The organism is Streptomyces sp. NPDC086147, assembly GCF_040702165.1.
GTDB lineage: Bacteria > Actinomycetota > Actinomycetes > Streptomycetales > Streptomycetaceae > Streptomyces.
In genome coordinates this window covers 383,822-395,396 of record NZ_JBFBJO010000006.1, presented here as the reverse complement: position 1 = coordinate 395,396, position 11,575 = coordinate 383,822, and the positions used below count along the sequence as shown (strand labels likewise).

Below are 11,575 nucleotides of genomic sequence, written 5' to 3'. Positions count from 1 at the left end.
GTATCGGGGCGACCCTCCGCCTTGCGATCGCACGCACCGGACACCGCCGGGCCTGCCCTTCGGGCAGACGACGCCACTTTCGACACACGCCCTAGCCCTCCCGTACGGCCCCGGCGCCCGGCCCCGGACCCGGGTGTCGGTGCCGTACGGGAGAATGGGCCGCATGAGTCTGTTCCGTGACGACGGCGTCGTGCTGCGCACCCAGAAGCTGGGTGAGGCGGACCGCATCATCACGATCCTCACGCGCGGTCACGGGCGCGTACGCGCCGTGGCGCGGGGCGTGCGGCGCACGAAGTCGAAGTTCGGGGCCCGGCTCGAACCCTTCTCCCACGTGGACGTGCAGTTCTTCGCCCGGGGGAGCGAGCTGATCGGGCGCGGCCTGCCGCTCTGCACGCAGAGCGAGACCATCGCCGCGTACGGCGGCGGGATCGTCACCGACTACGCCCGCTACACCGCCGGCACGGCCATGCTGGAGACGGCCGAGCGGTTCACCGACCACGAGGGCGAGCCGGCGGTCCAGCAGTACCTGCTGCTCGTCGGGGGCCTGCGGACCCTCGCCCGGGGCGAGCACGCCCCCCATCTGATCCTGGACGCCTTCCTGCTGCGCTCCCTCGCCGTGAACGGCTACGCGCCCAGCTTCGGGGACTGCGCCAGATGCGGGCTCTCGGGGCCGAACCGGTTCTTCTCGGTCGCGGCGGGCGGAGTCATATGCGGCGACTGCCGGGTCCCCGGAAGCGTCGTACCCTCTGCGGAGGCCATCGGCCTGCTCAGCGCGCTCCTCACCGGCGACTGGGCGACGGCGGACGCGTGCGAGCCGCGTCACGTCAGGGAGGGCAGCGGGCTCGTCTCCGCCTACCTGCACTGGCACCTGGAGCGCGGCCTGCGCTCCCTGCGATACGTAGAGAAGACCTAGGTAGGAGATCCATCGCCATGGCCATCGCACGACGCGGAATCCTCGGGCGGCAGCGCCGGGAGTACAAGCTGCCCGAGCCGCACCCGTCCGGCGCCCGCCCGCCGAAGCTCCCGGCCGAGCTGGTGCCGAACCACGTGGCCTGCGTGATGGACGGGAACGGCCGCTGGGCCAAGGAGCGCGGCCTGCCGCGCACCGAGGGCCACAAGGTCGGCGAGGGCGTCGTCCTGGACGTGCTCAAGGGCTGCCTGGAGATGGGCGTCAAGAACCTCTCCCTCTACGCCTTCTCCACCGAGAACTGGAAGCGCTCGCCCGACGAGGTCCGCTTCCTCATGAACTTCAACCGGGACGTCATCCGCCGCCGCCGCGACGAGATGGACGAGCTGGGCATCCGCATCCGCTGGGTCGGCCGCATGCCCAAGATGTGGAAGTCGGTCGTCCAGGAGCTCCAGGTCGCCCAGGAGCAGACCGTCGGCAACGACGCCATGACCCTGTACTTCTGCGTCAACTACGGCGGGCGCGCCGAGATCGCGGACGCGGCACAGGCCATCGCCCGGGACGTGGCGGCCGGGAAGCTGGACCCGTCGAAGGTCAACGAGAAGACCTTCCAGAAGTACCTGTACTACCCGGACATGCCGGACGTCGACGTCTTCCTGCGCCCGAGCGGCGAGCAGCGCACCTCGAACTACCTCATCTGGCAGAGCAGCTACGCCGAGATGATCTTCCAGGACGTGCTGTGGCCGGACTTCGACCGCCGCGACCTGTGGCGCGCCTGCGTCGAGTACGCCTCCCGCGACCGGCGCTTCGGCGGCGTGGACCCGGCCGACCTGGCCGTCCTCGACAAGGGCTGACCGGACCCGCCGCACGCGTGAGGGCCCGTACCGGAGAAAGTCCGGTACGGGCCCTCACGGGCGTCCATGTCCGTCAGGTCACTTCGCGGCGCACTCCGCGCACGTGCCGAAGATCTCCACCGTGTGCGCCACGTTCACGAAGCCGTGCTCGGCGGCGACCGCCTCGGCCCACTGCTCCACCATGGGGCCCTCCACCTCCACGGCCTTGCCGCAGAGGCGGCAGACCAGATGGTGGTGGTGGTCACCGGTCGAGCAGCGGCGGTAGACCGTCTCGCCGTCGCTGGTGCGCAGCGCGTCGACCTCGCCCGCGTCCGCCAGGGACTGGAGCGTGCGGTAGACGGTGGTGAGGCCGACCGAGTCGCCGCGGTGCTTGAGCATGTCGTGCAGCTCCTGCGCGCTGCGGAACTCGTCCACCTCGTTCAGTGCCGCCGACACGGCGGCCCGCTGCTTGGTCGAGCGGCCGCGTACGGGGGGTCCTGCCGTCACCACGGGGGCCTCCTTGGATGCTTGTCTGCCCCCGCCATTCTGCCAGCCCCCCGTGTCCCACGGACCGGTCGTGGCTCACACCCTCACGTCGTCGCCCGGCCGCCGTCCGGTCGGGACCCGTACGTCGCAGGCCGCCGCGTCGGTCTCGGCCGCCCTGGCCCGCCGTTTGGCGAGCGGCGTGGCGAGCGCCGTGAGCAGGACGAAGACCCCGATCGCGTACAGCACGATCGTCGCGCCGGGCGGGGCCTCCACGTAGTACGTGGTGATCGTTCCCGACAGGGAGACGACGATCCCGATGAGGACCGCGCCGATGAAAGTGGCGCGGAAGGAGCGGGTGAGCTGCTGGGCCGCCGCGACCGGGACCACCATGAGCGCGCTCACCAGGAGCAGGCCCACGACCCGCATGGCGACGGTGACGGTCACCGCGGCCGTGACCGCGATCAGCAGGTTCAGGGCGCGCACCGGAAGGCCGGTGACCCGGGCGAACTCCTCGTCCTGGCTGACCGCGAAGAGCCGGCGGCGCAGACCGACCGTGACCAGGACCACGAAGGCGGCCAGGACCGAGATCGCGGTGATGTCCTCCGGCGAGACCGTGGTCAGCGAGCCGAAGAGGTACGAGGTGAGGTTGGCGTTGGAGCCGGTCGGCGAGAGGTTGATCAGCAGGACGCCGCCCGCCATGCCGCCGTAGAAGAGCAGCGCGAGCGCCAGGTCGCCGCGGGTCTTGCCGTACGCCCTGATCAGCTCCATCGCGACCGAGCCGGCGACGGCGACGAGGGTCGCCATCCAGACCGGGCTGGAGTTCAGCAGGAAGCCCAGGCCGACACCGGTCATGGCGACGTGGCCGATGCCGTCGCCCATCAGCGCCTGGCGGCGCTGGACGAGGTAGACGCCGACGGCGGGGGCGGTGATCCCGACCAGGAGGGCGGCGATCAGCGCCCGCTGCATGAAGGCGGGTTCGAGGAATTCCATGTCAGGTCAGCAGTCCCGTGCGGAGCGGCTCGCCGGCCGCGTGCGGATGTACGTGGTCGTGGCCGGGCAGCGCGTGCTGTCCGACGGCCTCGGGCGGCGGGCCGTCGTGGACGACGCAGCCGTCGCGCAGGACCACGGCCCGGTCGATCAGCGGCTCCAGGGGGCCCAGCTCGTGCAGGACGAGGAGGACGGTGGCGCCGCCCGCGACCTGCTCGCGCAGGGTCGCGGCCAGGATCTCCTGGCTGGCCAGGTCCACGCCCGCCATCGGCTCGTCCATGATCAGGAGCTCGGGCTCGGAGGCGAGCGCGCGGGCGATCAGGACCCGCTGGTGCTGGCCGCCGGAGAGGGCGTCGACGGAGTCCCCGGCGCGGTCGGCGAGGCCGACGAGGGCGATGGCCCGCTCGACGGCGGCCCGGTCCTGCCTGGCGAGCCGGCCGAAGCGGCGGCGGGAGAGGCGGCCCGAGGTGACGACCTCGCGGATGGTGGCGGGGACGCCGCTCGCGGCGGTGGTGCGCTGCGGCACGTACCCGACGCGGGCCCAGTCGCGGAACCGCTTCCGGTCGGTGCCGAACAGCTCGATCGTGCCGCTGGTCAGCGGCACCTGGCCGATGACGGAGCGGACGGCGGTGGACTTGCCGGAGCCGTTGGCGCCGAGCAGCGCGACGACCTCACCGCGGTGGACGGTGAGGTCGACGCCCCGGAGGACGGGGCGGCCGCCGAGGGCCGCGGTGGCCCCCCGGACGGAGACGACGGCTTCGGGGGCCTCGGCGGTGGTTTCCTGTGCCATGGGCCGTACCTCCTGCTGTGCGGTGGTCACTTGGCGCCGAGGGCCTTCTTCAGCGCGGTGAGGTTGGAGCGCATGACCTCGATGTAGTCGCTGCCCCGGGACTTGTCCGTGATGCCCTCCAGCGGGTCGAGCACGTCGGTCTTCAGACCGGTGTCGCCGGCGAGGGTCTTCGCGGTCCTGTCGCTCGCCAGGGTCTCGAAGAAGACCGTGGAGACCTTGTCCTTGGCCGCGATCTCCTGGAGCTCCTTCATGCGGGCGGGGCTCGGCTCGGACTCGGGGTCGACGCCGGCGATGCCCTCCTGCTCCAGGTGGTAGCGCTCGGCGAGGTAGCCGAAGGCGGAGTGGGTGGTGATGAAGGTGCGGGTCGCGGTGTTCTTCAGGCCCGTCTCGAACTCGGTGTTCAGGTCGCCGAGCTTCTTCACCAGGGCGTCGGTGTTCTTCTTGTAGTCGGCGGCGTGGTCCGGGTCGGCCTTCTCGAAGGCGCTGCCGACGCCCTTGGCGACCTCGGCGTACTTCACGGGGTCGAGCCAGACGTGGGGGTCGGTGCCGGCCTCGGAGCCGTGGTCGTGGCCCTCTTCCCCGGCGTGCTCGTGGCCCTCCTCGCCGTGGCCGTGGTCGTGTCCGGCCCCGGTGCCGTGCGCCTCCAGCTTCGTGAGCGTGGTGGCGTCGACCGTGTTCTTCACGCCGGCCTGGGCGATGGCCTCGTCGACGGCGGGCTGGACGCCCTTGAGGTAGACGATGACGTCGGCCTCGCCGAGCTCGCCGATCTGCTTCGGCTTGAGCTCCAGGTCGTGCGGCTCGACGCCGGGCTTCGTGAGCGTCTCGACGGCGACGTGGCCGCCGCCTATCTGCTCGGCCAGGTACTGCATCGGATAGAACGACGCCACCACGTCCAGCTTGCCGCCCTTGCCCCCGTCGGCGGCGTCGGAGGTCCCGGCGCAGGCGGAGAGGGAGACGAGGCCGAGCGCGACGGCTCCGGCGAGGGCGGTGCTGGGTATCAGGCGACGTACGTTCATGACACTCATTTTCAACAAAATTGGAAACGGTTGTCAATTGCCTTCCGTGTGGTCCCACCCACGCGACGCCCCGCTCTCCCTCCCGCCCCCCTTACCCGGAACCGATTTGATGCGGGGGGTACGGGCGCCGGTAACCTGTGGCATTCGCCCACCCGTCTCCCGACCACCACCCCCCACAGAGGCGCTTCGCGCCGCAGTTCCCATCCTTTCCGTCGTCGTAATGAAGAGAGCACCGTGGCCGCCGACAAGATCGACACCATCGTCAGCCTGAGCAAGCGCCGTGGCTTCGTTTTCCCCTGTAGCGAGATCTACGGCGGCCAGCGCGCCGCCTGGGACTACGGGCACCTGGGCGTCGAGCTCAAGGAGAACATCAAGCGCCAGTGGTGGCGTTACATGGTCACCTCGCGCGAGGACGTCGTCGGCATCGACTCGTCGGTCATCCTGGCGACCGAGGTCTGGGAGGCGTCCGGTCACGTCGCCACCTTCACCGACCCGCTGACCGAGTGCACCTCCTGCCACAAGCGCTTCCGCGCCGACCACCTGGAGGAGGCGTACGAGGAGAAGCACGGCCGTCTCCCCGAGAACGGCCTCGCCGACCTCAACTGCCCCAACTGCGGCAACAAGGGCACCTTCACCGAGCCCAAGAACTTCTCGGGCCTGCTCTCCACCCACCTCGGCCCGACCCAGGACTCCGGCTCCGTCGCCTACCTGCGTCCCGAGACCGCCCAGGGCATCTTCACCAACTTCTCCCAGGTGCAGACCACCGCGCGCAAGAAGCCCCCGTTCGGCATCGCGCAGATGGGCAAGTCCTTCCGGAACGAGATCACTCCGGGCAACTTCATCTTCCGGACCCGCGAGTTCGAGCAGATGGAGATGGAGTTCTTCGTCAAGCCGGGCGAGGACGAGGAGTGGCAGGAGTACTGGATGCAGCAGCGCTGGAACTGGTACACCGGCCTGGGCCTGCGCGAGGAGAACATGCGCTGGTTCGAGCACCCGCAGGAGAAGCTCTCCCACTACTCCAAGCGCACCGCCGACATCGAGTACCGCTTCTCCTTCGGCGGCAGCGAGTGGGGCGAGCTGGAGGGCGTCGCCAACCGCACGGACTACGACCTGAGCGCCCACTCCAAGGCCTCCGGCGCCAGCCTGACCTACCTGGACCAGGAGTCCAACGAGCGCTACACGCCGTACGTCATCGAGCCGGCGGCCGGTGTCGGCCGCACGATGCTGGCCTTCCTGCTCGACGCGTACACCGAGGACGAGGCCCCCAACGCCAAGGGCGTCATGGAGAAGCGCGTCGTGCTGCGCCTCGACCACCGCCTGGCCCCGGTCAAGGCCGCGGTCCTGCCGCTCTCCCGCAACCCGCAGCTCTCCCCGAAGGCCAAGGGCCTCGCGGCGGACCTGCGCCAGAACTGGAACATCGAGTTCGACGACGCCGGCGCCATCGGCCGCCGCTACCGCCGTCAGGACGAGATCGGCACCCCGTTCTGCATCACCGTCGACTTCGACACCCTCGACGACAACGCGGTGACCGTGCGCGAGCGCGACACCATGAAGCAGGAGCGCGTCTCCCTCGACCAGATCCAGGGCTACCTGGGCAGCCGCCTCCTCGGCTGCTGAGTCGCGGCGCCTTCCTTCAGGACGGCAGTACGTCAGTACGGCGAAGCCCCCGGTTCCGGACCACGGAACCGGGGGCTTCCCCGTCGTACGGGCCCTTCTCAGGCGCGCAGACCGCGCAGCAGCAGCTCCACCACGGCCTCGAACTCGGTCTCGATCGTCGGGCGCCGCCACTCCGGCGCGTAGGCCGGGTCGTGGAAGCGGGAGGTCGCGTCGAAGAGCGCGCGGGCCGTCGCGTCCGGGTCGGGGGCGGCGAACTCCGCCTCCTCGGCGCCCTCCGCCACGATCGACCGGACCTGGTCGATCAGAACGCCGATGTGCTGCTCCACCACGCCGCTGCTCTCGTCGATCAGCACGTTGTACGTGGCGAACAGCTCGGGGTCGTCGCCCGCCTTGTGCCGCTTGGCCTCGAAGAGGTGGGCGAACCAGGCGCGCAGCTTCTCCGGCGCCGGCCGGTCCGGGGCCGCGGTCAGCTCGGCGAGGGCGGTCTCGGTGCGCGAGAGCCACCGCTCGGTCACCGCCTCGCGCAGCGCCGCCTTGGTGCGGAAGTGGCGGTAGACGCTGCCGTGGCTGACGCCGAGGACCCGGGCCACGTCCACGACGGTCGCCTTCGCCGGGCCGTAGCGCCTCAGCACCTCCTCGGTCGCTTCGAGGATGCGCTCTGCGGTCAGGGTCTCGGTGGCGGCCATGGAAGGACAGTACCTTTCGGCCTGAACCCGCCGACGCTCACGACCGCTCGCTGTCCAGGTGCGCCATCTGCGCCGCCGGGTACCGCTCGCCGGCCGCCGCGCCCGCCGGGACGGCCTCCTCGATCGCGGCCAGGTCGGCGGCGTCGAGCGTGACGTCCAGGGCGCCGAGCGCCTCCGCGAGCCGGTCCCGGCGCCGGGCGCCGATCAGCGGCACCACGTCCGCGCCCTGCCGCTCGCCCTGCGCCAGGACCCAGGCGACGGCGATCTGCGCGACGGAGGCGCCCTTCGCCTCCGCGAGCGCCCGCAGCCGGTCCACCAGGTCCAGGTTCCGCTGGAGGTTCTCGCCCTGGAAGCGCGGGCTCATGCCCCGGAAGTCGCCCGGCGCCAGCTCCCGGTCCCGGGTGAAGTGGCCGCTGATCAGCCCGCGCGAGAGCACGCCGTAGGCCGTGATCCCGATGCCGAGCTCGTGGGCGGTGGGCAGGATCTTCTCCTCGATGGACCGGGAGATCAGCGAGTACTCGATCTGGAGGTCCGCGATCGGGGTCACGGCCGCCGCCCGGCGCAGGGTGTCCGCGCCGACCTCGGAGAGCCCGACGTGCCGCACGTGTCCCGCCTCGACCAGTTCGGCGATGGCGCCGACGGTCTCCTCGATCGGCACGTCCGGGTCGACGCGGGCGATCCGGTAGACGTCGATGTGGTCGGTGCCCAGGCGCTGGAGCGAGTACGCCGCGAAGTTCTTCACGGCGGCCGGCCGCCCGTCGTACCCGGTGAAGCCGCCCTCGACCGTGCGGAGCGCGCCGAACTTCACGCTGGTGAGGGCCTGCTCGCGGGCGGCGGCGGGCGCGGTCCGCAGCGCCTCGGCGATCAGCAGTTCGTTGTGCCCCATCCCGTAGAAGTCGCCGGTGTCGAGGAGGGTCACCCCGGCGTCCAGGGCGGCGTGGATGGTCGCGATCGACTCGGCGCGGTCGCTCTCGCCGTACAGCGCGGACATGCCCATGCAGCCGAGGCCGAGGGCGGAGACCCGGGGGCCGGTGGCGCCGAGCGGGCGGGTGGGGACGCGGTCGGGGGAGGGTGTCGTGCTCTGGGTCGTGGTCATGGTTCAACCATGGCATGTGCGATGACAGATTTCAATATCTGTCATTCCTTCGAGTGGTGCGGGGAAAATCGGGTGCCGCCGGGACGGGGCCGGGGTAGCGTCCCCGGCATGTGTTCGTTCTTCCAGATCTACGAGTGAGCGCTCAGCGCCGGGGCTGACCGAGCCCGACCACCGACCACCTCACCACTGACGGGAGAACCCCATGGCGAAGGGCCGCAACAACCTCCTCGGCGTCGGCGGACAGCGCAAGAAGCTGTCCCGCGCCGACCAGCAGGCCACCACCCGGGACCGCGCCGCCGACCGGCGCACGGCCGAGGACCAGAAGCAGGAGCTCCTGAGGAAGATGCGCGAACGCGCGCGGGGAGCCGAGAGCGGCACGGAGGGCGCCGGGGGCGCCGACGCGCCCGGCAGCGGCCAGGAGTAACCAGCACCGCACCACGAAGGGCCCGAGGCGTTCCCCGCCCCGGGCCCTTTTCGCGATCGAGAGGAAGAACGTCCTTGCAGTACAGAAGACCCGGCCCCGTGCGGACGAGGGCGGGCGCGTCCGTCCTCGCCCTCGCCCTGGCGCTGGCCGCCGTCGGACCCGTCGCCGGAACCGCGCACGCCGAAGGGACCGTGCTCGGATCCTTCCAGGAGGCCTTCAACAACACGGCCATCACCCCAGAGGGCGGCAGCTCGAACGGACCCGGCTTCGACGGAGCGGGCAACAGCTACTCCGGCGCCCTGCTCGCCGCCGCCGGCTGGGAGCCGGGGGCGCCGATCACCGTCAACGGCACGAACCACACCTGGCCGAGCGCGACCTCGGAGGGGGACAACGCGAAGGCCGAGGGGCAGACCTTCGCCTTGTCGGGCAAGGGCGACGCCCTCGGCTTTCTGGCCGCCGCCGAGCGCGGGCCCGTCCAGGGCGACGGCACCGTCACGTACACCGACGGCACCACGTCGACGTACCGCCTCGGCGTGGAGGGCTGGATCTGGAACCCGGCCAAGCAGTCGGCCCCCGCGGTGACCGTGACGAGTGAGTCCTTCTCCTCGGGCAGGCCGAACAGGGAGGGCGGCAAGAACGTCTACGCGGTCACCGTCCCGCTCGACCGCACCAAGACCGTGAAGACCGTCAAGCTGCCGACGGCCCCCGGTCTGCACGTCTTCTCCGTCGGCATCCGCGACACCACCACGGCGTCGTCCGAGGGCAAGACATGGACGGGAAGCTGGGGCGCGGCCCTCGCGCCGCCGGAGGGGATGGGCAAGGAGCCCGAGGGCTACTGGCCCGTATGGAACAACCAGACCCTGCGCATGGTCGTCCACCCGCACAAGAGTGGATCCGGCTTCCGGCTCCGCTTCACGAACACCTTCGGATTCCGGCCCGTCACCCTCGGACGCGTCACCCTCGCCGAGCGGTCCGCCAAGACGGGCGCGGCCACCGGAGCCGTCCGCGAGGTGACGTTCCCCAAGGGCCGGACCACCATGCCGGCGGGCGGCGAGCTGGTCAGCGACCGGATCGCGTTCCCCGTCACCGCCGGCCGTGACCTCCTGGTCAGCGTCCACCTCCCGGGCGAGGTCAAGGGTGCCCCCGTGCACTCCTACGCCCTGTCGAAGACGTACGTCGGCGCGGGCGATCTCACGCGTCAGGCCGGCCAGACCGGCTTCACGGCGAGCCCGTCCAAGTGGACCCTGCTCAGCGGTCTCGACGTGGAGGCCGACGGCTCCCCGGGGACCGTCGTCATGATCGGTGACTCCCAGACCGACGGCTCCCACAGCACCGAGGACGAGAACCAGCGCTGGCCCGACCTGTTCGCCAAGGTGCTCGCCGGCGACCCGGCCGCGCCGGGGGTCCTGAACATGGGCTTGAGCAGCAACAGAGTCCTCCAGGACCACGGCAGTTCGGTCGACGTGGGATCCGGCACGACGGTGAACCTCCTCGACGCCGCGGGTCCGGCCGCCCTGAACCGGCTCGACCGCGACGTGTTCGCCCAGCCCGGCGTCCGCCGCGTGGTCCTCTACGAGGGGGTCAACGACATCCTCTCCGGGGGCGCCGGAGTGGAGGGAGCCGCGCTCAAGGCGGGCATCGACACGATCATGGCGGACGCCCGTGCCCGCGGCACCGACGTCACGGTCGCGACCATCCCGCCGTTCGCGTGCCAGAGCGGCAAACCGACCGGCTGCTCCGACAACCCCGCCCACGAGAGGGCCCGGCAGGCCGTCAACGCCCACATCCGGACCCTGCCCGGCCACGTCGACCTCGACCGCGCCACCCGGGACCCCGCCGCACCGACCCGGCTCGCCCGCGCCTACAAGTCGGGCCGGGACGACCTGCACTTCAACGACACCGGCACCCAGCGCCTGGCCGACACGTTCGCCGCGGCGGTCACCGGAACGTCCAAGCACCTCTCGCAGACCGCCGCGGCCGACTTCGACGGCGACGGTCTCACCGACCTCATCGCCCGGGACGCCACCTCCTCGACCATGAGGATCTGGTTCGGCCGGGGGGACGGCTCGTTCGACCGCTCGCTGCACGTCACCAACGACTGGAACCACACCCAGACCGTCGCGGGGGACTTCAACGGCGACGGCAAGGCCGACATCATGGCCAGGACACCGCCCCTGTCCGAGGGCTCGACCGCGGACGAGCTGTGGGCGTGGCCCGGCCTGGGGAACGGCCGCTTCGGCTCGCGCGAATGCGTCACGCTGGGCTGGAAGTTCAAGGAGGTGGCCGTCGCCGACTTCGACATCGACGGCAAGGTGGACATCATCGCCGCCCATGAGGACACGAAGCAGCTCCACATCTGGGCGGGCACCGATTCCACGCCCATCGCCTTCAAGCAGCCGAGGGACGTGACGAAGGGCTGGATCTTCACCCAGACCGTCGCCGGGGACCTCAACGGCGACGGCGGGGCCGACATCATGGCGGTGGACTCCGGCGACCTCATGGTGTGGGTCCGCAGACCGGACGGCACCTTCTGGCCGAAGAAGCCCGCCATCCAGGACTGGAACTCCACCGAGACCGTCGTCGGGGACTTCACCGAGGACGGCAAGGCGGACGTCCTCGCCCGGGACACCGACGGCACGCTGAAGATCTGGACCGGTCGGGGCGACACCACCTTCGACGACCCGAAGGTCGCGCCCGTCCGCTGGTAGCGGGACCGGAAGGTGCCCGGGGGTG

General features: G+C 71.1%; 11 protein-coding genes. 5 read left to right on the top strand and 6 right to left on the bottom strand.

The features are described from left to right. Positions 1-163 precede the first annotated feature (163 nt). Positions 164-913, top strand: a complete 750-nt coding sequence (gene recO / locus AB0398_RS17200; protein WP_366375854.1) for a DNA repair protein RecO — start codon at positions 164-166, stop codon at positions 911-913. Between the two features lie 23 nt (positions 914-936). Further along, positions 937-1,761, top strand: coding sequence for an isoprenyl transferase (locus tag AB0398_RS17195; RefSeq protein WP_366375896.1), 825 nt, complete (start codon positions 937-939; stop codon positions 1,759-1,761). Positions 1,762-1,839: 78 nt separating this feature from the next. Here the strand turns inward: AB0398_RS17195 and AB0398_RS17190 are convergent, their stop codons facing one another. The 4 genes from AB0398_RS17190 to AB0398_RS17175 form a co-directional block, all read right to left on the bottom strand. Beyond that, entirely contained in the window at positions 1,840-2,250 is a 411-nt protein-coding gene (locus tag AB0398_RS17190) for a transcriptional repressor (RefSeq protein ID WP_062755824.1), read from the bottom strand. A gap of 72 nt (positions 2,251-2,322) precedes the next feature. Then, the gene (locus tag AB0398_RS17185) at positions 2,323-3,216 is read right to left on the bottom strand and encodes a metal ABC transporter permease (protein ID WP_366375852.1); all 894 of its coding nucleotides are present in this window, start codon (positions 3,214-3,216) and stop codon (positions 2,323-2,325) included. Between the two features lies 1 nt (position 3,217). Then, positions 3,218-4,003: a metal ABC transporter ATP-binding protein gene (locus AB0398_RS17180; protein WP_366375850.1), complete on the bottom strand. Its 786-nt coding sequence runs from the start codon at positions 4,001-4,003 to the stop codon at positions 3,218-3,220. Between the two features lie 26 nt (positions 4,004-4,029). Next, positions 4,030-5,019: a metal ABC transporter substrate-binding protein gene (locus tag AB0398_RS17175; RefSeq protein WP_366375848.1), complete on the bottom strand. Its 990-nt coding sequence runs from the start codon at positions 5,017-5,019 to the stop codon at positions 4,030-4,032. A 234-nt stretch (positions 5,020-5,253) separates the two neighbouring features. Here AB0398_RS17175 and AB0398_RS17170 point away from each other — a divergent pair, with 234 nt between their 5' ends. Then, positions 5,254-6,636, top strand: a complete 1,383-nt coding sequence (locus tag AB0398_RS17170) for a glycine--tRNA ligase (protein ID WP_366375846.1) — start codon at positions 5,254-5,256, stop codon at positions 6,634-6,636. 98 nt (positions 6,637-6,734) lie between these two features. Here AB0398_RS17170 and AB0398_RS17165 read toward each other — a convergent pair whose 3' ends face one another. Next, a complete protein-coding gene (locus AB0398_RS17165; protein WP_366375842.1) occupies positions 6,735-7,322 on the bottom strand; it encodes a TetR family transcriptional regulator in 588 nt (195 codons plus the stop codon). Positions 7,323-7,359: 37 nt separating this feature from the next. After that, positions 7,360-8,418: an aldo/keto reductase gene (locus AB0398_RS17160; protein ID WP_366375840.1), complete on the bottom strand. Its 1,059-nt coding sequence runs from the start codon at positions 8,416-8,418 to the stop codon at positions 7,360-7,362. A gap of 202 nt (positions 8,419-8,620) precedes the next feature. Here AB0398_RS17160 and AB0398_RS17155 point away from each other — a divergent pair, with 202 nt between their 5' ends. Together AB0398_RS17155 and AB0398_RS17150 are read left to right on the top strand one after the other, a co-directional pair. Further along, positions 8,621-8,842 (top strand): DUF6243 family protein, encoded by a 222-nt coding sequence (locus AB0398_RS17155; protein WP_366375838.1) that lies wholly within the window; start codon positions 8,621-8,623, stop codon positions 8,840-8,842. A gap of 74 nt (positions 8,843-8,916) precedes the next feature. Next, positions 8,917-11,550: an FG-GAP-like repeat-containing protein gene (locus tag AB0398_RS17150; RefSeq protein ID WP_366375836.1), complete on the top strand. Its 2,634-nt coding sequence runs from the start codon at positions 8,917-8,919 to the stop codon at positions 11,548-11,550. Positions 11,551-11,575 lie beyond the last annotated feature (25 nt).

Bases quoted from the DNA above. Each gene is read 5' to 3' on its own strand.
- recO (WP_366375854.1), top strand. From the start codon at position 164: ATGAGTCTGTTCCGTGACGACGGCGTCGTGCTGCGCACCCAGAAGCTG.
- AB0398_RS17185 (WP_366375852.1), bottom strand. From the start codon at position 3,216: ATGGAATTCCTCGAACCCGCCTTCATGCAGCGGGCGCTGATCGCCGCC.
- AB0398_RS17180 (WP_366375850.1), bottom strand. From the start codon at position 4,003: ATGGCACAGGAAACCACCGCCGAGGCCCCCGAAGCCGTCGTCTCCGTC.
- AB0398_RS17175 (WP_366375848.1), bottom strand. From the start codon at position 5,019: ATGAACGTACGTCGCCTGATACCCAGCACCGCCCTCGCCGGAGCCGTC.
- AB0398_RS17165 (WP_366375842.1), bottom strand. From the start codon at position 7,322: ATGGCCGCCACCGAGACCCTGACCGCAGAGCGCATCCTCGAAGCGACC.
- AB0398_RS17160 (WP_366375840.1), bottom strand. From the start codon at position 8,418: ATGACCACGACCCAGAGCACGACACCCTCCCCCGACCGCGTCCCCACC.
- AB0398_RS17155 (WP_366375838.1), top strand. From the start codon at position 8,621: ATGGCGAAGGGCCGCAACAACCTCCTCGGCGTCGGCGGACAGCGCAAG.